Origin of the sequence: Roseovarius nitratireducens, assembly GCF_002925845.1 — a bacterium.
GTDB classification, from domain to species: Bacteria; Pseudomonadota; Alphaproteobacteria; order Rhodobacterales; family Rhodobacteraceae; genus Roseovarius; species Roseovarius nitratireducens.
On the sequence record NZ_PDNI01000036.1, the window covers coordinates 15,100 to 35,518 of the forward strand.

Annotated in this window: 21 protein-coding genes; 12 read left to right on the plus strand and 9 right to left on the minus strand. The window is 65.9% G+C overall.

Going from position 1 to position 20,419, the window contains the following annotated elements; all coding sequences use genetic code 11:
• Window position 1: 1 nt before the first annotated feature.
• From CRJ03_RS06850 to CRJ03_RS06885, 8 genes are all read left to right on the plus strand, one after another.
• Window positions 2-772 carry a thiazole synthase gene (locus CRJ03_RS06850; protein WP_104018157.1) on the plus strand — a complete coding sequence of 257 codons (771 nt, stop codon included), beginning with the start codon at window positions 2-4 and terminating at the stop codon, window positions 770-772.
• Window positions 772-1,368: a thiamine phosphate synthase gene (locus tag CRJ03_RS06855; protein WP_104018158.1), complete on the plus strand. Its 597-nt coding sequence runs from the start codon at window positions 772-774 to the stop codon at window positions 1,366-1,368. Before CRJ03_RS06850 ends, CRJ03_RS06855 begins: the two co-directional genes overlap by 1 nt.
• A complete protein-coding gene (locus CRJ03_RS06860; protein ID WP_104018159.1) occupies window positions 1,365-2,342 on the plus strand; it encodes a HesA/MoeB/ThiF family protein in 978 nt (325 codons plus the stop codon). Before CRJ03_RS06855 ends, CRJ03_RS06860 begins: the two co-directional genes overlap by 4 nt.
• On the plus strand, window positions 2,339-3,271 hold the full coding sequence (locus CRJ03_RS06865; RefSeq protein WP_104018160.1) for an ABC transporter substrate-binding protein: 933 nt from the start codon (window positions 2,339-2,341) through the stop codon (window positions 3,269-3,271). The genes CRJ03_RS06860 and CRJ03_RS06865 overlap by 4 nt, the downstream gene beginning before the upstream one ends.
• Complete coding sequence (gene tenA, locus CRJ03_RS06870) at window positions 3,268-3,954, plus strand: thiaminase II (RefSeq protein ID WP_104018161.1); 687 nt, start codon at window positions 3,268-3,270, stop codon at window positions 3,952-3,954. The genes CRJ03_RS06865 and tenA overlap by 4 nt, the downstream gene beginning before the upstream one ends.
• Window positions 3,955-4,019: 65 nt before the next feature.
• The gene (gatB, locus tag CRJ03_RS06875) at window positions 4,020-5,534 is read left to right on the plus strand and encodes an Asp-tRNA(Asn)/Glu-tRNA(Gln) amidotransferase subunit GatB (protein WP_104018162.1); all 1,515 of its coding nucleotides are present in this window, start codon (window positions 4,020-4,022) and stop codon (window positions 5,532-5,534) included.
• 151 nt (window positions 5,535-5,685) lie between these two features.
• Window positions 5,686-6,990, plus strand: coding sequence for a UDP-glucose dehydrogenase family protein (locus tag CRJ03_RS06880; protein ID WP_104018163.1), 1,305 nt, complete (start codon window positions 5,686-5,688; stop codon window positions 6,988-6,990).
• Complete coding sequence (locus tag CRJ03_RS06885; protein ID WP_165375274.1) at window positions 6,990-7,991, plus strand: NAD-dependent epimerase/dehydratase family protein; 1,002 nt, start codon at window positions 6,990-6,992, stop codon at window positions 7,989-7,991. Before CRJ03_RS06880 ends, CRJ03_RS06885 begins: the two co-directional genes overlap by 1 nt.
• A gap of 14 nt (window positions 7,992-8,005) precedes the next feature.
• On the opposite strand, the gene CRJ03_RS06890 is transcribed toward CRJ03_RS06885, so the two are convergent.
• The 9 genes from CRJ03_RS06890 to CRJ03_RS06930 all read right to left on the minus strand — a co-directional run bounded on the left by CRJ03_RS06890 (window position 8,006) and on the right by CRJ03_RS06930 (window position 15,744).
• Complete coding sequence (locus CRJ03_RS06890; protein ID WP_104018165.1) at window positions 8,006-8,902, minus strand: MBL fold metallo-hydrolase; 897 nt, start codon at window positions 8,900-8,902, stop codon at window positions 8,006-8,008.
• Window positions 8,903-8,929: 27 nt separating this feature from the next.
• On the minus strand, window positions 8,930-9,475 hold the full coding sequence (locus CRJ03_RS06895; protein WP_104018166.1) for a carboxymuconolactone decarboxylase family protein: 546 nt from the start codon (window positions 9,473-9,475) through the stop codon (window positions 8,930-8,932).
• Window positions 9,476-9,527: 52 nt separating this feature from the next.
• A complete protein-coding gene (locus CRJ03_RS06900) occupies window positions 9,528-10,736 on the minus strand; it encodes an ABC transporter substrate-binding protein (RefSeq protein WP_240611589.1) in 1,209 nt (402 codons plus the stop codon).
• Window positions 10,737-10,783: 47 nt separating this feature from the next.
• Window positions 10,784-11,686: a branched-chain amino acid ABC transporter permease gene (locus tag CRJ03_RS06905; RefSeq protein ID WP_104018167.1), complete on the minus strand. Its 903-nt coding sequence runs from the start codon at window positions 11,684-11,686 to the stop codon at window positions 10,784-10,786.
• Window positions 11,683-12,546, minus strand: coding sequence for a branched-chain amino acid ABC transporter permease (locus CRJ03_RS06910; protein WP_104018168.1), 864 nt, complete (start codon window positions 12,544-12,546; stop codon window positions 11,683-11,685). The genes CRJ03_RS06905 and CRJ03_RS06910 overlap by 4 nt, the downstream gene beginning before the upstream one ends.
• A complete protein-coding gene (locus tag CRJ03_RS06915) occupies window positions 12,543-13,259 on the minus strand; it encodes an ABC transporter ATP-binding protein (RefSeq protein WP_104018169.1) in 717 nt (238 codons plus the stop codon). The genes CRJ03_RS06910 and CRJ03_RS06915 overlap by 4 nt, the downstream gene beginning before the upstream one ends.
• On the minus strand, window positions 13,252-14,025 hold the full coding sequence (locus CRJ03_RS06920) for an ABC transporter ATP-binding protein (RefSeq protein ID WP_104018170.1): 774 nt from the start codon (window positions 14,023-14,025) through the stop codon (window positions 13,252-13,254). Before CRJ03_RS06920 ends, CRJ03_RS06915 begins: the two co-directional genes overlap by 8 nt.
• Entirely contained in the window at window positions 14,022-14,675 is a 654-nt protein-coding gene (locus CRJ03_RS06925; RefSeq protein WP_165375275.1) for a TetR/AcrR family transcriptional regulator, read from the minus strand. Before CRJ03_RS06925 ends, CRJ03_RS06920 begins: the two co-directional genes overlap by 4 nt.
• Before the next feature lie 118 nt (window positions 14,676-14,793).
• Entirely contained in the window at window positions 14,794-15,744 is a 951-nt protein-coding gene (locus CRJ03_RS06930; protein ID WP_104018172.1) for a GlxA family transcriptional regulator, read from the minus strand.
• 127 nt (window positions 15,745-15,871) lie between these two features.
• On the opposite strand from CRJ03_RS06930, the gene CRJ03_RS06935 reads away from it, so the two are divergent.
• The 4 genes from CRJ03_RS06935 to CRJ03_RS06950 are packed head-to-tail and all read left to right on the plus strand — an operon-like array spanning window position 15,872 to window position 20,339.
• Window positions 15,872-16,576 carry a GntR family transcriptional regulator gene (locus tag CRJ03_RS06935; protein ID WP_104018173.1) on the plus strand — a complete coding sequence of 235 codons (705 nt, stop codon included), beginning with the start codon at window positions 15,872-15,874 and terminating at the stop codon, window positions 16,574-16,576.
• 8 nt (window positions 16,577-16,584) lie between these two features.
• Window positions 16,585-17,502, plus strand: a complete 918-nt coding sequence (locus CRJ03_RS06940) for a dihydrodipicolinate synthase family protein (protein WP_104018174.1) — start codon at window positions 16,585-16,587, stop codon at window positions 17,500-17,502.
• A 3-nt stretch (window positions 17,503-17,505) separates the two neighbouring features.
• A complete protein-coding gene (locus CRJ03_RS06945; protein WP_104018175.1) occupies window positions 17,506-19,002 on the plus strand; it encodes an aldehyde dehydrogenase in 1,497 nt (498 codons plus the stop codon).
• Complete coding sequence (locus CRJ03_RS06950; RefSeq protein WP_104018176.1) at window positions 18,999-20,339, plus strand: NAD(P)/FAD-dependent oxidoreductase; 1,341 nt, start codon at window positions 18,999-19,001, stop codon at window positions 20,337-20,339. The genes CRJ03_RS06945 and CRJ03_RS06950 overlap by 4 nt, the downstream gene beginning before the upstream one ends.
• Window positions 20,340-20,419: the final 80 nt, after the last annotated feature.

The window sequence follows — 20,419 nt, forward strand, 5'->3', positions numbered from 1 at the left end:
GATGCCACGTTACTACGACACCGAGATCACCTCGCGCCTGATGCTCGGCACCGCGCAATACCCCTCGCCCGCGATCCTCGCCGAGGCATTCAAGCGCTCCGGTGCGGGCATCGCCACCGTCTCGGTCCGCCGCGAGGCGGGGGGCGAGCGCGCGGGACAGGCGTTCTGGGACATGATCGGCGATCTGGGCGCGCACGTCCTGCCAAACACCGCTGGCTGCCACTCGGTACGCGAGGCGGTGACAACGGCGCAGATGGCGCGCGAACTTTTCGACACCGACTGGATCAAGCTCGAGGTGATCGGTCATGCCGACACCTTGCAGCCGGACCCCTTCGGACTGGTAGAGGCGGCGCGCATCCTGACCGACGAGGGGTTCAAGGTGTTTCCCTATTGCACCGAGGATCTCGTGCTTTGCGAACGGCTGGTCGAGGCCGGGTGCCGGGTGCTGATGCCCTGGGGCGCGCCGATCGGCACCGGGCTGGGGCTCAACAATGTCTACGGACTGCGCAGCTTGCGTGCCCATTTCCCTGACCTGCCGCTGGTGATCGACGCGGGGCTGGGCCTGCCCTCTCAGGCGGCCCACGCGATGGAATTGGGCTATGACGCGGTGCTGCTCAATACCGCCGTGGCCAAGGCGGGTGATCCGGTGGCGATGGCCGAGGGTTTCGCGCGTGCGCTGGAGGCCGGGCGGCTGGGGTTCGAGGCTGACCCGATGGAGCCGCGCGACATGGCCGCGCCGTCGACGCCGGTGCTGGGGAGGGCGTTCACCTGATGGCATTGCCGCGCTTTTACCCGATCTTCGATGACGCGGACTGGCTTCGCCGCACCCTGCCGCTCGGCGTGGGGCTGGTGCAGTTGCGCATCAAGGCGCTGACCGGCGAAATGCTGAAACAGCAGATTGCGCAAGCTCAGAGCCTGTGTCGGGTGAATCGCGCAATCCTCGTGGTCAACGACCACTGGGAGGTGGCCATTCAATTGGGCTGCGACTGGGTGCATCTCGGGCAGGAGGATCTCGATACCGCCGACATCCCTGCCATCCGGCGGGCGGGGATCAAGATCGGGCTCAGCACCCATGACCATGCCGAACTGGATCGAGCCTTGTCGCACGATCCCGATTACGTCGCCCTTGGCCCCGTCTATCCCACCATCCTGAAGAAAATGAAATGGCACGAACAGGGGCTTGAGAAGCTCACCGAATGGAAGCGCCTGATCGGCGACATCCCCCTCGTCGCCATTGGCGGCATGTCGGTGGAGCGCGCGCAAGGCGCGCTCAACGCGGGTGCGGATGTGGTGTCTGCGGTGACGGATATCACGCTGAACGATGACCCCGAGGCGCGGGTACGGCAATGGATCGAGGCCACCAAGTGACCCGCTATGCCCGTCAGATCGCCCTGCCCGAGTTCGGGGCAAAGGGGCAGGCGCGGCTCGGCGCGGCGCATGTGCTGGTGATAGGTGCGGGCGGGCTTGCCGCTCCGGTGCTGCAATACTTGGTGGGCGCAGGTGTGGGGCGGATCACGCTGATGGACGGCGACCGGGTCTCCTTGAGCAACCTGCATCGGCAGACGCTCTTTCGGATGGCGGATATCGGCCACCCCAAGGCGCAGACCGCCGCCGTGCATATGGCTGCGCTCAACCCGGAATGTAAGATTTCCGCCGTGTTAGAGCCGCTTGATCCACTGAACGCCCCCGATCACGTGGCCGCGGCCGACCTGGTTCTCGATTGCGCCGACAGTTTCGCGGCGAGCTACATCCTGTCCGACACCTGCCTCGCGCTAGGCACGCCGCTGATCAGCGCCTCGGTGGTGGGCACCTCCGGCTACGTTGGCGGGTTCTGCGGTGGCGCGCCGTCTTTGCGTGCGGTGTTCCCCGACCTGCCGGACCGGCTGGGCAGTTGCGATGCCGATGGCGTGCTCGGCCCCGCTGTCGGTGTCATCGGCAGTCTTCAGGCGCAGATGGCATTGACGGTTCTGGCCGGAATAGAGCCACAGCCACTCGGCCAACTGGTCACCTTCGAGGCCATCGGCCACCGCTTCGGCGGTTTCCGCTTCGACGGCGCGCCCGAGCCCGAAAGCGGCTTCGGCTTCATCACGCCTGCGCAGATCACGGATGACGACTGGCTCGTCGATCTGCGGGCGGAGGAGGAGAGCGGTCCCGCCTTGCCTGACGCCACGCGCCACAGCGTGCCTGATTTCGACACCCTCCACCCCAAAGGTACGCGCGCCGTGTTGGCCTGCCGATCCGGCCTGCGGTCGTGGCAGGCCGCGACGCGATTGCGCGGCCATTGGGACGGAGAGATTGCATTGATCGCCCTAGGCGACGTTCAACAGGAGACAGACACATGAGATACCTGACCCTGATCCTCGCGCTTCTGGCCGCCCCGGCCACGGCGCAGGACAAGATGACCCTGATCCTCGACTGGTTCGTGAACCCAGACCACGGGCCGATCATCCTCGCCGAGGAGCTTGGCTATTTCGACGAGGCCGGGCTGGAGGTCGAGGTGGTGGCCCCCTCCGATCCCTCCGACCCGCCCAAGATGGTCGCCGCCGGAAAGGCCGACCTGGCGATCGCCTATCAGCCGCAGCTTCACCTTCAGGTCGAAGAGGGTCTGCCGCTGCGCCGGGTGGGCACGCTCATCGCGACACCGCTCAACTGCCTTCTGGTGCTGGAGGATGGCCCTGTCAAATCCACCGCCGATCTCAAGGGCCGCAAGGTGGGCTTTTCCGTCGCGGGTGTCGAGGAGGCGCTGCTGTCGGCCATCCTCGCGCAGCATGACCTGACCCTCGATGACATCGAGCTCGTCAGCGTCAACTGGTCGCTCTCGCCCTCGCTGATGTCGGGACAGGTGGACGCGGTGATCGGCGCCTACCGCAATTTCGAATTGAACCAGATGGAAATCGAGGGCGTGCCGGGGCGCTGCTTCTACGTCGAGGAAGAGGGCGTGCCCTCCTATGACGAGCTTATCTACGTGGCCAATCCCGAGACGATGAACGCGGACATGATCCGCCGCTTCCTGCACGCCACCGAGCGCGCGACGCAATACATCATGAACCATCCACAGGAAAGCTGGGAGATGTTCGCGGGCACCTCGACCGAGTTGCAGGACGAGCTGAACGAAAAAGCCTGGGCCGATACCTATCCGCGCTTTGCCACCCGCCCCGCAGCGCTCGATCACGCGCGCTATCGCCGCTTCGAGCGCTTTCTGCTCGACGCAGGGATGATCGAGACCGACACGCCCGTTTCGGGCCTCGCGCTGGACCTGAACGCGCGATGACCGAGGGCTACGGCACGACCTTCCCCCGCCTGCGCGACGCGGCGGGGGCGGTCTGGCGCGACTACACAGGCCACGCCTTTGTCGAGCGGCTGCGCGAAGCGAGCCTGCCGCGCGCGGCGTTTCTCGGCTACCTCGTGCAGGACTACATATTCCTCGTCCATTTCGCGCGGGCCTGGGCGCTGGCCGTGACCAAGGCCGAAACGGTGGACGAGATGCGCACCTGCGCGGCCACCGTCGATGCGCTGGTCAATACCGAGATCGGCCTGCATGTCCGCACCTGCGCCGAAGCGGGGTTGTCGGAGGCCGACCTGTTCGAGACCGCGGAACACCCCGCCAACCTCGCCTATACCCGCTACGTGCTCGATGCCGGGCATTCGGGTGATTTTCTCGATCTGCTGGCGGCGCTGGCACCTTGCGTCATGGGCTATGGCGAGATCGGCGCGCGGCTGGGGCAGGACGTGGCCGACGGTCACCCTTATGCCGACTGGATCGCCACCTATGGTGGCAAGGAGTATCAACAGGTTTGCCGCGAGGTGGGGGCGCTCTTTGACGGGGCGGTGGCGCGCCGTCTTGGCCCGGCGCCCGAGACCACGCCGGGTTGGGACAGGCTTTGCCACCGCTTCACCACCGCGACCCGGCTGGAGGTCGGCTTCTGGGACATGGGGCTGTCCTTCGCGCGCTAGGCCCTCTTGCCCCGCCGCGGCCCGCCGCGTAGAACGCAGGCCGAGCCAAGACACGGAGCCCGAGCATGCTGGATCTCACCTATGACGCGCCGAAACCCAAGGTGATCGCCGGGGCCAAGCACGATTGGGAGCTGGTCATCGGCATGGAGGTGCACGCGCAGGTGGCCTCGCGCGCCAAGCTGTTTTCCGGCGCCTCCACCCAATTCGGGGCCGAGCCCAATTCCTGCGTCTCCTTCGTGGATGCGGCGATGCCCGGCATGCTGCCCGTCATCAACGAGTTCTGCGTCGAGCAGGCGGTGCGCACCGGGCTGGGGCTGAAGGCAAAGATCAACCTCTGGTCAGCCTTCGACCGCAAGAACTATTTCTACCCCGACCTGCCGCAGGGCTACCAGATCAGCCAGCTTTACCACCCGCTCGTGGGCGAGGGCGAGATCCTCGTGGACATGGAGCCGGGGATCGCGCGGCTTGTGCGGATCGAGCGCATCCACATGGAACAGGACGCGGGCAAGTCGATCCACGACATGGACCCGGCGATGTCCTTCGTCGATCTCAACCGCACCGGCGTCTGCCTGATGGAGATCGTCAGCCGCCCCGACATCCGCGGCCCCGAAGAGGCCGCCGCCTATGTCACCAAGCTGCGCCAGATTCTGCGCTACCTGGGCACCTGCGACGGAAACATGCAGAACGGCAACCTCCGGGCGGACGTCAACGTGTCCGTCTGTCGTCCGGGGCAGTATGAGAAATACCAGGAGACACAGGACTTCGCGCACCTCGGCACGCGCTGCGAGATCAAGAACATGAACTCCATGCGCTTTATCCAGATGGCCATCGACTACGAGGCGCGCCGCCAGATCGCGATTCTGGAATCGGGCGGCGAGGTGGTGCAGGAAACCCGTCTCTACGACCCGGACCGCAACGAGACCCGCTCCATGCGCTCCAAGGAAGAGGCGCATGATTACCGCTATTTCCCCGATCCCGACCTGCTGCCGCTGGAAATCGAGCAGGCTTGGGTGGACGAGATCGAGGCCAACCTGCCCGAATTGCCGGATGCCAAGAAGGCGCGGTTCGTGCTGGAGTTTGGGCTTTCGGAATACGACGCCAGCGTGCTGACCGCCGATCTCGCCAATGCCGGGTATTTCGAGGCGGTGGCGGCGGGCGCGGGCGATGGCAAGCTGGCCGCGAATTGGGTCATCAACGAACTCTTTGGCAGGCTCAAGAAAGAGGATCATTCCATCGAGGAGAGCCCCGTCAGCCCGGCGCAACTCGCGGCCATCGTGCGGCTCATCAAGTCCGACGCCATTTCCGGCAAGATCGCCAAGGACCTCTTCGAGATCGTCTATACCGAGGGCGGTGACCCCGAAGAGATCGTCGAGGTGCGCGGCCTTCGCCAAGTGACGGATACCGGTGCCATCGAGCAGGCGGTGGACGAGATCATCGCCGCCAACCCCGCGCAGGTGGAAAAGGCACAAGCCAACCCCAAGCTTGCGGGCTGGTTCGTAGGCCAGGTGATGAAGGCGACCGGCGGCAAGGCCAACCCCAAGGCAGTGAACCAGATCGTGACGGCAAAGCTCGGTCTCTGATACGCCCCCGGGGCGCTTGGCGACCGCATTTGTCTCGGTCCGCACCGCCTCCTGCCTTCTCAAGCCCGAAGCGGATGTGTAAGACACGGGGGTACGAGCGATAGTGTAGCGGGCCTTACCGGGCAGGTGCGGACATCGGGGAGACAGGATTGTGAGAATCGCGATGATCGGCACGGGCTATGTCGGGCTCGTCTCCGGGGTGTGTTTTTCGGATTTCGGGCATGACGTGATCTGCGTCGACAAGCAGCCCGAAAAGATCGCGATGCTCGAACGCGGCGAGGTGCCGATCTACGAGCCGGGGCTCGACGCGCTGATGGCCCGGAATGTCGAGGCGGGGCGGCTCTCCTTCACCACCGACCTCGCGGCGGCGGTGGACGGGGCCGACGCGGTCTTCATCGCGGTGGGCACGCCCACGCGCCGCGGCGACGGGCACGCCGATCTTACCTACGTCATGTCCGCCGCCGAAGAGGTGGCCCGCGCGCTGACCGGTTATGCCGTGATCGTCACGAAATCGACCGTTCCCGTGGGTACCAACCGCAAGGTCAAGCAGGCGGTGGCCAAGGCCAACCCGAAGGCCGAGTTCGACGTGGCGTCGAACCCCGAGTTCCTGCGCGAGGGTGCGGCGATCGAGGATTTCATGAAGCCCGACCGCGTGGTGGTGGGCGTGCAATCGAGCCGCGCGCAGGAGGTGATGGCCGATGTCTACCGCCCGCTGTTCCTGCGCGAGTTTCCCATCGTCTACACCGATCTGGAATCGGCGGAGATGATCAAGTACGCGGCCAACGCCTTCCTCGCCACCAAGGTCAGCTTCGTCAACGAGATCGCCGCGCTGTGCGAGCGGGTGGGCGCGGATGTCAAGGAAGTGGCGAGAGGCATGGGCCTCGACGGGCGCATCGGCAACAAGTTCCTGCACGCGGGCCCCGGCTATGGCGGATCGTGCTTTCCCAAGGACACCTCGGCGCTCGCGCGCATCGGGCAGGAGCACGCGGTGCCGCAAACCATCGTCGAGACGGTGATCCGCGTCAACGCGGGCGTCAAGGCGCGGATGATCGAGAAGCTGCGCGACCTCGTCGATGACAGCTTCAACGGCAAGGTGGTCGCCGTGCTGGGCGTGACCTTCAAGCCCAACACCGACGATATGCGCGACGCGCCCAGCCTGACCATCGTGCCCGCACTGGTGGGTGGTGGGGCCAAGGTGCGCGTGGTCGATCCACAGGGCCGCCGCGAGGGCGAGGCGCTGCTGCCCGGGGTGGTCTGGTCGGTAGATCCCTACAAGGCCGCCAACAACGCCGATCTGCTGGTGATCCTCACCGAGTGGAACGAGTTCCGCGCGCTCGACCTGAAAAAGCTGGCAAAGAAGATGGCCACGCCCCGCATGGCCGATTTTCGCAACATCTATTCCGCGCGGGATGCCCGCCGCGCCGGGTTCGAGCGGTATGAGGGGGTGGGGCGCTGATGCGCGTCTTCATCACCGGCACCGCTGGCTTCATCGGCTTTCACCTTGCCCGGCTGCTTCTGGCCGAGGGGCACCGGGTGGCCGGCTTTGACGGGATGACGGATTACTACGATGTCCGCCTGAAACAGCGTCGCCACGCGATGCTGCACCAGACCCCCGGCTTTACCGCCACCGAGGCGATGCTCGAGGACGAGGCGGCGCTCGGCGCAGCGGTTTCGGCCTTTGCCCCCGATGTGATCGTGCATCTCGCCGCGCAGGCGGGCGTGCGCTACAGCCTTGAAAACCCGCGTGCCTATGTCGATTCCAATGTCGTCGGCACGCTCAACGTGATGGAGGCCGCGCGCGTGGCAGACGTGCGGCACCTTCTGATGGCCTCGACCTCCTCGGTGTATGGTGCCAACGAGGACATGCCCTTTGACGAGCGGCAGAAGGCCGACACGCAACTTACCATCTACGCCGCCACCAAGAAGGCGAACGAATCGATGGGCCATGCCTGGGCGCATATCCACGGCCTGCCGGTCACGATGTTTCGATTCTTCACCGTTTATGGCCCCTGGGGCCGTCCCGACATGGCGCTGTTCAAGTTCACCAAGGGCATTCTCGAGGGCACGCCCATCGACATCTACAACAACGGCGAGATGTGGCGCGACTTCACCTATGTCGACGATCTCGTGCGCGCCATACGGCTGCTTGTCGATGTCGTGCCCGGCGGTCCCGAGACGGCGGTGGAGGGCGACAGCCTAAGCTCCGCCGCCCCGTTCCGCGTGATCAATATCGGCAATTCCGACACGGTGCGCCTGCTGGATTTCATCGACGCCATCGAGGCCGAAACCGGGCGCGCGGCGATCCGCAACTACATGCCCATGCAGACAGGCGACGTGCCCGCCACATGGGCCGACGCGACGCTGTTGCAAACCCTCACCGGTTACCGGCCCCAGACACCGTTTCGCGAGGGTGTGCGCCGGTTTGTCGAATGGTATCGCGACTATCACGACATCTGAGACCCGCAGCGCGGTCAGGCGCCGTCATGCCGGTCGCTCGCGCGCGCCGGATCGGGCGGGTCAAAGCTCACCCGGTCGCCGAAACACAGCGCCAGATCGGTTTGCTGCATCACCCAATCGGTTTCGAGCGTGATCTCGGCGTCGTCGGTCCAGACCGCATTGCCCTGCCGTGCCATCCATTCGCCCGGCGGTCCGAGCGTCGAGGCGCGATGCGTGACGTTCCAGATGAAGTAATGGTGCGGCACAATCACCTTGGGCTGCAGGCGCTCGCGCAGCGTCTCGATCTGCTCGTACCCCAGCACGTGCTGCGAGCCGTCGATGGGCAGAAGCGCCACATCGACATGGCCCAGCCGGTCCCATACCTCGGGCGGTGGATCAGGGCGGTTGTCGCCCCAGTGCAGGATACGCAACCCCCCCGTCTCGATCAGCAGCAGCGTGTTGTCGAACGAGCGCCAGTTATCAGGCGGCAGCGTCTCCATCGGGGTGAGCTTGCGGGTAAGCCCGGCCCAGTCCACATCCGCGTGAGAGGTGTCCGAGACGTGCTTGTCGGCAATGCCGGTGATCGCCACGTCGGCGAATTCATAGCGCCCGATGAGCCGGTCGAGAAGCGTGCTCGCGTGCAGGCGGTGCAGGCAGTCATGATCGAAATGGGCGTGTGTCGACAGGCCGATATCGACCTCTACCTCGGGAAACTCGCACAGGTACCAGTTCCACGTGCCCCAGGGCGGGTTGCGCCACGGGTCGATCATCAGCGTAAGCCCCGAGGGCGCGGTAATGCGAAAGGCCGAGCCGCCGAAATACGCCAGCCGCACCGGCCTCCCGGCGGGTGCATCGCGTTGCAGGTCGATCATGCGGTTGTTGTTCTCGCTCTGCTTCCACGCCCAGAGCCCGTCGTTCAGCCGCTCGGTCATCGCGGTCCTCCCTGTTGCCGCCGCCGTTCAGGCGAGCATCTGCTCGACGCCGTCCTCCGTTTCGATCTGGAGCGAATCGTTGACCCGGTTGAAGAACCCGCACAGCGCGATGCGCAACGTCAGCTCCACGATCTGCTCCTCGGTGAAGTGGCGCTTCAGTTCGTCGAAAATCGCGTCCTTCATGTAGTTGAAATTGCTGGTCACTTGCACGGCATAGTCGCGCACGAGGATATCGACCGCGTCGAACCCCTCGGGGCTGTCGACAAGAATATCCTCCACCGCCGCCGCGCTCAGCCCGTGCGACACGGCGCGCGGCGCGTGGTGGCCGATGCAATACTCGCAGGCGTTGATGGTCGAGACGGTCACCAGCGCGATTTCCAGGTAGCGCTTGGGCAGCACCGCCTCGTCATGCAGCTCCAGCAACAGCCCCATGATGTGCTTGACCGCCGGGGGGCGATGGGCAAACACCTTCACCTGGTTGAGAAACGGGCCGTATTCGCGCGCGTAACGCTCGTAAACGGGCCGAACCTCCTCGGGAACCTCGTCGATCCCGACATCTCTGACACGGGCCATGTTACCTCCGATCTGGCTGTGAGAGGGGGCCTTGGCCCCCTCCCGTTGGGTTTCAGAATTCGAGACGTTGCAGGACCACGTCCTGCCCGTCCCGGATTTCCGAGAGCTGGAAATCGCGCCCGAGCACCATGCCCTCCTCGTTGAATTCGAGGCTGCCGGACGCACCCGAATAGTTGATCTCCTCGCCCGCGCGCAGCGCCGCGAGCCCGTCGGCGACGTTGTAAACGGTGGTCTTGCCCTCGCCGGTGGTTACGTCCCAGATGGCCTGCGCCACGGCGGCGCTGTCGGTCGTGCCGGCCTTCTCGATGGCCAGCAAAAGCGCCGACATCTGGTCGCGTCCGGCGGTGCCGAACGGGTGCTGCACCGAGCCGGTATCCTCCAGCCCCACCTCATCCAGATATTGCTTGTAGGCGGGTGAGGAAAGTGCCGGGACCGGGAAGCCGTGAATCACCCCGTCGCCCGCCGCGCCCACGGTGTCCTTGAACTGCGTTCCCGTGGACAGCGAGGTGGTGATGACGACGCCTTCGTATCCCTGCCGGTAAAGCTCTTTATAAACGGCGGTAAAATCGCTGACATAGGACGGAATGAACACCGCCTCAGGCGATTTTTCGATCAGCTGCGTCACCTCCGAGCGGTAGGAGGATTGCCCGGCATTGTAGTAGAACGGCTCCTGCACGATCGCGTCCTGCCCCACCTTCTCGATGAAGCCGTCCATCATCGAGCGAGTGAAGTCGTTGTTGAGCGCCATCAGTGCATAACTGTCGATGCCACGGCTCAGCACCAGGTCGGCGATGGCGCGGCCCCAGATCGGCGACAGCGGCTGAAAGTTGAACACAAGCCCCTTCTCGTCGGCCACCGGGATGTCAGAGCTTGACGAGGTGCACATCTGGATCACCCCCGCGCTCTGGCACTTGGGCATGATCCCCAGCGTCACCGAGGATGACCATGTACCGATGATCCCCAGCACCCCGTTGACGTTGATGAGCTTGTCCGCGGCGCGCACCGCCGTTTCCGGGTTGGTCTCGGAGTTCTCCTGGTAGAGCCGGATCTGCCGGCCGAGAACGCCACCTGCGGCGTTCACCGCTTCGGCCACCCGCTTGTGCGAGGCGGTGATGTTGGGGCCGAACGGGCCGCCGCCGCCGGTGTTGGGCGTCAGCGATCCGATGGCGATATCGCCCTCCTGCGCGCGCAGGATCGACGGCGCGGCAAGCGTCGCCACGCCGCTGGCGAGAAGCGTGCGTCTGGTCATCAGGGTCTTCATGGCAGTCTCCTTGTTGGTTTGAGGTCGGGCGCCTTCTGTCGGGCGCTTCAGTCGGAAGGGGCCTTGAATTTCCGTTCCGGCAGCAATCCGCGCGGGCGCAGCCGTAGCGTCACGATGAGCAAGAGGCCGATGGCGATGATCCGCAGCGCCGACATCTTCTCGGCGTCGAGCGCATCGGTGAAATCACCGACGAAGCGGGTTCCTTCCAGGAACACCATCACCGCCCCCGCGCCGAGCAATATGCCGCGATTGTTGCCCGCACCGCCGACGATCACGGACATCCAGATGAACATCGCCACCACGGGCATGAACACCTCGGGGCTGATATTCTGCACGTAATGAGCATAAAGCGCCCCGGCGAGGCCCATGAAGAACCCGCCCACCGCAAAGATCTGCACCCGGTGCAACAGAACGTTCTTGCCCAGCACCTCGGCCACCACGTCATCCTCGCGGATCGCGCGCAGCGTGCGGCCCATCGGCGCGCGCCTGATCGCCTCGCAGACCGCATAAGTCAGCAGCACGCAGGCCGCGACGAGGCCGAGATAAAAGAGCGGGTAGAGGTCGGGGCCGATCATTTCGCCGAAAGGCCGCGCCTCGATCCGCAATCCGCGCGGGCCTTCGGTGATCTGATCCTCGTTGAGCACGATCAGCCGGATCACCTCGCCCACGCCCAGCGTCACGATGGCGAGGAAATCCTCGCGCAATCGCACCGACAACAGCGCCACCGCCGCCCCCATGACCAGCCCCGCAAGGCAGGCCGCCGGAATCGCGAGGCCCACCGGGACGCCCAGCTTTGCCGACAAGAGCCCCGAGGTATAGGCCCCCAGCGCATAGAACCCGGCAATGCCGAAATTGACCATCCCGGTGATCCCCCATTGCAGGTTGAGCGCCAGTGCGAGGATCATAAAGAACCCAACGAACGTGCCCATCGAGACGAGATACGCGCTCATTTCTTGATCTCCGCCGTCCCGAACAGCCCTTGCGGGCGCACCAGCAGCAGCACCGCGATGATGACGAAGCCCACCGCGATCTTGTAGGTCGAGGGCAGCACGAGGATCGTGGCCTCCTCCGCCAGACCTACCAGCAACGCGCCCAGGATCGCGCCGTAGGGCGAGCCGATGCCGCCGAGGATCGCGGCCGCGAAAATCGGGATCGTGAGGTTCCAGCCCACCAGCGGCTCGATCACCAGATCGAGCCCGGCAAACACCCCGGTCAGCCCGAACAGCGCCCCGCAGATGGCGGTGGTAAAGGCCGTGACGCGGCCTGCGTTCACCCCCCGGATCGCCGCCAGCATCGGGTTGTCCGCCACCGCCCGCATCGCCCGCCCGATGCGGGTATGCGCCAGCAGCAGGTGCAGCATGACACCGATGGCCAGGCTCCAGCCGATGATCTCCACCTGTTCGGGGGTGATGTGCGCGCCGAATACCTTCCACGGGCGTTGCAGCGGGATGTCAAAGCCGCGCACATCCGCCGAATAAAACAGCCGGATCACGTTCTCTAGGATCAGCGTCACCGCGATCGACACCACCAGAAGCGTGATCGCAGACTGTCCCTCCATCGGTCGGAACACCAGCACATGCGCACCCCAGACCACCAGCGCGGTCACCGCCATCGCCCCCGCCGCCGCCAGCGGCAAGGGCAGGCCCAGCGGGACGTTGAGCGTGAAGGCGGCAAAGGCCCCCACCGTGATGTAGCCGCCGATCGCGAAATTCGGAAAGCGCAGGATCCCGAACAGCAGCGAAAAGGCCATCGCTGGCGGCGCGATGAGGGCAGCATTGACCAGCGCGTTGACGATCATCTGAAGGCTCATGCCCGCGTCCCCAGGTAAAGTTCCGATACTTCGCTCGAGTCCAGCAGCGCCCCGGCCGTCCCTTCAAGCGCGACGCGCCCCGCTGCCATCACGATCCCGCGATGCGCGACTCGCAGCCCCTCGATGGCGTTCTGTTCCACCATCAGGATCGCCACACCGTCGGCGTTGACGCGGCGCACGATGTCGAACATATGCCGCACCATCAGCGGCGACAGCCCCGCCGACGGCTCGTCGAGCAACAGCACCCGCGGCTCCAGCATCATCGCCATGCCAAAGGCCACCATCTGCCGCTGCCCGCCTGACAGATTGCCCGCGCGCACCCGGCGCAGCGGCTTTAGATCCGGGAACATCCCGTAGACCCGCGCGCAGGCGGCCTCGGCCCGGCCCGGATCGGTCCATGCACCCATGGTCAGGTTCTCGTGCGTGGTGAGTTGGCGGAAGACGTTGGCCTCTTGCGGCACATAGGCCATACCCGATCGCGCGATGCGCGGCGCAGGAAGTCCGGCGATCTCGCGCCCGGCGATCCGAACGCTTCCCGACATGGGGCGTACCACTCCGGCAATGGTCTTGAGCAGGGTCGATTTCCCCGCGCCGTTCGGCCCGATCACGCAGGTGATCTCGCCTTCGGCCAGTGCGAGCGACACGTCCTGGCAGATCACCGCCTTGCCATAGCCTGACGTCAGGCTCTCTGCTGCAAGCACCGTTTCAGGCATCGGCGACCCTCCCGAGATAGGCCTCGATCACCTCTGGGTGGCGGCGCAACTCGTCGAAACTGCCCTTGGTCAGCAGGCTGCCCTGCGTCATCACCACCACCGGGTCGCAAAGCTGCGCGATCATGTCCATGTCATGCTCGACAATGAGAAAGGTCTTTCCGTGCTCGCGGTTGAGCCGACGGATCATCTCGGTCAGCGTGTTCATCAGCGCCGGGTTCACCCCCGCCCCCGGCTCGTCGAGCAGGATCAGGTCGCAGTCGATCATCAGCGTTCGGGCGAGTTCCAGCAGCTTCTTCTGCCCGCCGGACAGGTCGCCGGCATAATCGTCGCGCAGATGCGTCAGCGTGGCGATTTCCATCACCTCGCAGGCGCGGCGATACACCTCCGCCTCCTGCGCGCGCACCGCGCCGGGGCGCAGGAAGATCGGCCAGAACCGCTCGCCAAGCTGCGCCTGCGGTGCCAGCATCAAGTTTTCCAGCACGGTCATGCGCTGAAACTCGCGGGCAAGCTGGAACGTGCGGATCAGGCCCAGCCGCGCCCGCCGCCACGGGGCCAGCCGGGTGATGTCCTGCCCCTTCAGGCGCACCTCGCCCGCATCCGCGCGGATGACGCCGCTCAGCAGGTTGAACAGGGTCGATTTCCCCGCGCCGTTGGGGCCGATGAGGCCGGTGATCGTGCCCCGTTCCACGTCGAGCGACATGTCGCGCACGGCCTGCACGCCGCCAAAGCTGCGGCTCATGCCGCGCGCTTCGAGCAGGGGGCTCATGGGCTGAATCCCGTGCTCACGCGCGCGCGGATCACCTCGGCCAGCAGCGCCAGCGCCGCCCGCGCCCTTGCCGGGTCGGGCTCGATCATCTGCCCCACGCGCAGCCCGCGCAGCGAAGATGTCACCACCAGCATCAGCGTCTCGGCCTCCTCCGGGGTCAGCCCGGAATCGCCGAACACCTCGCGCGCGGTGCGGCGATAGCTGGAGAACATGCGCCGCATCCAGCTCTCGACATGCTGGCGCAGGTCCGCATCACCGCGCGAGGCGGTCATCATGTCGATGGTGACCGACACGTAGGTATCCGTCATCAACCCCGTCCAGGAGCGCTCGATGAACTCTTCCGCCGTCAGCCCCCCGGCGCGATGATCGGCCCGAATCGCGGCTGCGGCCTCCACCACCGAGGCCCACATCCCGCCGGTTGCCCGCTTCACGAGGTCGGCGCGCGTGTCGAAATGGTGCAGGATCGCCCCGCGCGATATTTCCGCACGCCGCGCGATCATCGTCGTGGTGAGGTTGGCATAGCCCACTTCGGCGATGAGCGAGATGGTGGCGTTGCACAGCTTCTCTATGGTGGCGGCAGAGCGCTCGTCCTGCGTCCGGCGGCGTGGCGTCCCGGTGCCCTCGGTCTCGGTGTTGTCGTGCTGTCCCATCATCACATACCCCTTGACCCGAGCACAGCACAGGTAAGCCACTTTGGCAACAAACAATCATGACTGTATGTAAATTTCCTCCACCAATCCGACAACACCTGCCCGGCTTCAGGGCACCTTACGTCAGCCGCCCGCGCTGCTGCGTCGGGGCCACGCCATAGGCGGCCCGGTAGACCCGCGAGAAATGGCCCGAGCTTTCGAATCCACAGGCGAGCGCGATATCGATCACCGGCGCCTCGGTCTGGATGAGCAGGTTCCGCGCGCGGTCGAGCCGCATATCCATGAAGTACTTTTTGGGCGAGGTATTGAGAAACTTCCCGAAGAGCCGCTCCAACTGACGCGTTGAAATGCCGATCTCCGCGGCGATCTGCGCAGGGCTCATCGGCTCCTCGATCGTCTCGCGCATTCGTTCGATGGCACGGGTGAGATGTGCATTGCGAATACCGTTGCGCGATTGCAGTGACACGCGCTGTGCCGCCGTCGCCTCACGCGCCGCGCTATAGACCATCTGGTCGGCCACCGCCATCGACAGGTCATGGCCGTGGTCGCGCTCGATCAGGTGTAGTATCAGGTCCGCCGTTGCCGTCCCGCCAGAGGCGGTGAGATGCCGCTCGTCCGCGACGAACACGTTGCGCACGAGGTTCACCTCGGGAAACCGCTCCATGAAGCTGTCATGAAATTCCCAGTGGATCGCCGCCTTCATCCCGTTGAGAAACCCGTCCTCGGCCAGCACCCACGCCCCCGAACACAGCGCCCCGATGGGCGTGCCGTGCCGCGCCTCGCGCCGCAGCATGTTCAGCAGCGGGCGGGTGACGTGCTGTCGCATGTTGATCCCCGACAGGATGAACAGCCGGTCGCACACGGGCAGCTTGTCGAGCCCGTGATGCACCAGCGTCACCGACCGGTTGGAGCAGGTCGCGCTCTGCCCGTCCTCGGAGGCGAAGGACCAGCGATAGAGCGTTTCGCCGCTCAGCAGGTTGGCGATGCGCAACGGCTCGACCGCGCAGGCGAACGCGAGGTGCGAAAAGTCCTCGACGAGGACAAAGACGAAGTGCTGCGGCTTCTTCATGGCGAGTCCATCGGCGGGCGGCATCCTGATCGGTAGCAAACTAACGCGAGTCAGAATTTATCCATTGCGTATACAATCTGTATTATATAGAAGGCAAGCGATAATTCACTGTGAGGGAGGTCCGGAGATGGCCGCCAGGGACCGCAAGACCGCGCTTTCAACGCATCTCAAACACGCGATTCTCACCACCGCGTTGCGCCCCGGTGCCGATCTCGACGAGGCCGCGATCTGCGCCGAGTTCGACCTGTCGCGCACCCCCGTGCGCGAGGTGTTCCGCGAATTGGCGGGGCTGGGCTATGTCGACCTGCGCGACAATCGCGGCCCGCGGGTGTCGGACCTGTCGCACACCACCCTGCGCGATTTCTTCCTCGCCGCGCCGATGATCTACGGCGCGATCCTGCGGCTCGCGGCGCAGAACGCCACCGACATGCAAATCGCCGCCCTGCGCGCCGCGCAAGAGACGTTCCGCGCCGCGCTGCGCGCCGGCTCCACCCCCGATCGCACGCTGGCCAACAACCGCTTTCACGAGATCACCGGCGAGATGGCGGGCAACATCTACCTCTTGCCCTCCTTCCACCGCCTGCTGATCGACCACGCGCGCATTTCCATGACCTTCTACCGCGCCGATACCGCCGACATGGTCGGCAACGTGGCCGAGGCCAGCCGCCAGCACGACGCCATCATCGACGCCATCGCCGACCGTGACGAGGCCGCGGCGGCTGGGCTGGCCGAGGATCACTGGAACCTCTCGCGCCACCAGATCGAACGTTTCGTGATGCCTGCCGCCATCGACGTGCCGATGGGGCGTCTCACCCGCTCCAGCCCCGCATGAGGACCGCCATGACCCCGATCTTCCGCTTCGACGGCATCTATACCCCCGTCATCACCCCCTATCACCCTGACGGCACGGTGAATCGCGCAGCCCTCGGGCAGGTGATCGAGCACCTGATCGGCAGCGGCGTGCACGGCCTCATCACCGGCGGTTCCACCGGCGAGAACTATGCCCAGACCGTGGCCGAGCGGGTGGAGCTTGCCCGGCTGACCCACGATATGATCAAGGGCCGCGTGCCGCTGGTGATGGGCACCGGCGCGATGCTGACCAGCGATTCCATCGCCCTGGCCAAGGCCGCCCGCGAGATCGGCGCCGATGCCATCCTGCTGGCCTCGCCCCCCTACGCTGTGCCCACGGACCGCGAGAACGCGCTCAACGCGCTCGCCATCGACCGCGCGGCGGGCCTGCCGGTGATGCTCTACAACTATCCCGGCCGCACTGGCACGATGATGGGCGAGGAGTTTCTCGACCGGGTCGGTCGCAGCCGCAATTTCTGCGGCATCAAGGAAAGCTCGGGCGATATCAACCGCGTTCACCTGCTGGCCCGCGACTATCCGCATATCCAGATGGGTTGCGGCATGGACGACCAAGCCTTGGAATTCTTCGCCTGGGGCGCGCCCTTCTGGGTTTGTGGCGGCTCCAACTTCCTGCCCGCCGAGCATATCGCGCTCTACAACGCCTGCGTGGTCGAGGGTGACTTCGCCGAGGGGCGGCGCATCATGTCGGCGATGCTGCCGCTGATGCGGGTGCTGGAGCAGGGCGGCAAGTTCATCCAGACGATCAAGCACGGCGTGACCATGACCGGCATCGACGCGGGCCCCGTGCGCCCGCCCCTCAAGGGGCTGAACAAGGACGACAAGCGCGCATTGGAACAGGTGGTGCGCGTTCTGAAAACCACCATCGCAACCATTACGGCGGAGGGCTGAGACATGGGCCTACTGACACGCGACGAATATGCGGCCATTGCCGCCACGCTCGACCTGCCCACCGGCGCGTTCATCGACGGCGGCTACCGCCCGGCGATCACGGGCAAGACGTTTGCGAGCACAAACCCCGCCACCGGCGAGACGCTGGCCGAAATCGCCGCCTGCGGTGCCGACGATGTGGATTTCGCGGTGACCAAGGCGCGCGAGGCGTTTGACGATGGCCGCTGGTCGCGCCTGCACCCGTCCGCGCGCAAGGAGGTGCTCATCCGCCTCGCCAAGCTGATGACCCGCAACGCGCGGGACCTCGCGGTGATGGAAAGCCTCGATTCGGGCAAGACCATCTATGATTGCGAGACGGTGGATGTGCCCGAGACCATCCATTGCCTGAAATGGCACGCCGAGGCGATCGACAAGATCTACGATCAGGTCGCCCCCGCCTCAGACGATCACATCGCCATGATCCTGCGCGAGCCCATTGGCGTGGTGGGCCTTGTCCTGCCGTGGAATTTCCCGCTGCTGATGCTCGCGTGGAAAATCGGCCCGGCGCTGGCGGCGGGCTGTTCGGTGATCGTGAAACCGGCCGAGGAGACCTCGCTCACCGCGCTGCGCGTGGCCGAACTGGCGCATGAGGCGGGGCTGCCGCGCGGTGTGCTCAATGTGCTGCCCGGCAGCGGGCCGGAGGTGGGCGAGCCGCTGGGCCGCCACATGGACGTGGACATGGTCAGCTTCACCGGCTCCACCGTCACCGGCAAACGGTTCCTGGGCTATTCGGCTGAGACGAACGCCAAGGAAATCGTCCTCGAGATGGGCGGCAAGAACCCCGCCATCGTCATGGACGACGCCGAGAACCTCGACCGCGTCGCCGCGCATATCGTGCAGGGCGCGTTCTGGAACATGGGCGAGAACTGTTCCGCCACCTCGCGCCTCATCGTGCACCGCGACGTCAAGGAGGCGCTGCTGTCGCGCATCGAGGCCCACGCCCGCGAATGGGTGGTGGGCGACCCGCTCGATCCCGAAACCCGCGTGGGCGCGCTGGTGAGCGAGGCGCATTTCACCAAGGTCTGCGGCTATCTCGATCAGGCGGAGAGTATCGTTTTCGGCGGCAAGGCCGAAAAAGGTTTCGTCGAACCGACGGTCGTGGCGCTCCCGGGCAACGACCACCCGCTGGCGCGCGAGGAAATCTTCGGCCCCATCCTGAGCGTGATCGAGGTAAGCAGCTTCGACGAGGCCATCGCGGTGGCCAATGACACCGACTATGGCCTATGTGCCGCGCTTTTCACCGCCAATGCCAAGCGCGCACTGCGCGGCGCGCGGATGCTGCGGGCGGGCACGGTCACGGTCAACAGCTTCGGCGAGGGCGATATCTCCACGCCGTTTGGTGGCTACAAGCAGTCGGGCTTCGGTGGGCGTGACAACGGGCTGCACGCCCATGACCAGTACACCCAGCTCAAGACCATCTGGCTCGACCTGGCCGACGACGCGGACGAGGCGGTGGATTGAGCGACTACCGCGCCACAACCACCCCGAGCCACCTCGGCCCTGCGGCATGGAACGCGATCCTGCCCGCGCAGGCGGCGGCGCATCCACTCGACGGTGACGCCTCCGCCGATATCGCCGTGATCGGCGCGGGCTTCGCCGGGCTGTCGGCGGCGCGGCGGCTGACGCAGCTTGTCCCCGGTGCGCGCATTGCCCTGCTCGATGCCGGGCGCGTGGCCGAGGGCGCGGCGGGCCGCAATTCAGGCTTCATGATCGACCTGCCGCACGAGTTGACCAGCGAGGACTACGCCGGGACGGGCGATGATCGCACCATGATCGCGCTCAACCGCATGGCGCAGGAGTTCGGGCGCGCGGCGGTAGAAGAGTACGGCATCGACCCCGCGTTCTTCGATCCCTCCGGCAAGGTCAACGGCGCGGCAAGCGCCGCCGCCCATGCCCATAACGAAAGCTACGCCCGCCACCTTGCCAGCCTTGGCGAGAGGTCCGAGATGCTCGACGCGCAGGCGATGCGCGAATTGACCGGCAGCCCGCATTACCGTTCGGGCCTCTACACCCCCGGCACGGTCATGCTCCAGCCCGCCGGTTACGTGCGTGGGCTCGCCACCGGGCTGCGGCGCGAGGGCGTGGCGATCCATGAGCAGAGCCCCGTCACCGGCCTTGCCCGGCAGGGCGATACGTGGCGGGTGGAGACACCCAAGGGGCCGCTGAGCGCGGGCAAGGTGATCCTGACGGTGAACGGCCATCTCGAAAGCTTCGGCATCGCGCGCGGGCGGCTGATGCAGGTGTTTCTATTTGCCACCATGACGCCCGAACTCGACGCCGACACCCTGGGGCGCCTCGGCGGACGCCCCCGATGGGGCGTCACCCCCTCCGACCCGATGGGCACCACCATGCGCCGGATCGACAGCGCACAGGGCGGCAACCGGATCGTCACCCGCACCTGCGCGGTGCTGCGTCCGAGGATGCGCGCGACCGAGGCAGACATGGCCCGCGCCGCCCGCGTCATGCAGCGCAAGTTCGACCAGCGTTTCCCGCAGCTTGCCGGGATGCGCATGGAACACGCCTGGGCCGGGCACCTGTGCCTGAGCCTGAACGGCGTGTCGGTCATGCGCGAGATCGAGCCGGGGCTTTATTCGGCCTGCGTGCAGAACGGCCTCGGCACCGCGCGCGGTACGCTGACGGGGATGGGTGCGGCGGAACTGGCCTGCGGCACCACGAGCGCCATCACCCGCCATTTCACTGCAGAGGACCCGCCCAAACGCCTGCCGCCGCAGCCCTTTCGCGAGATCGGTGCCAACGCGGTCCTGCGCTGGAAGGAATGGCGCGCGGGTGACGAGTAAGCGGGGGCGCTGCCCCCGTCGCCCTTGCGGGCGACTCCCCCGGGATACTTGGGGCAAGATGAAGCCAAGGGAAAAGGCCC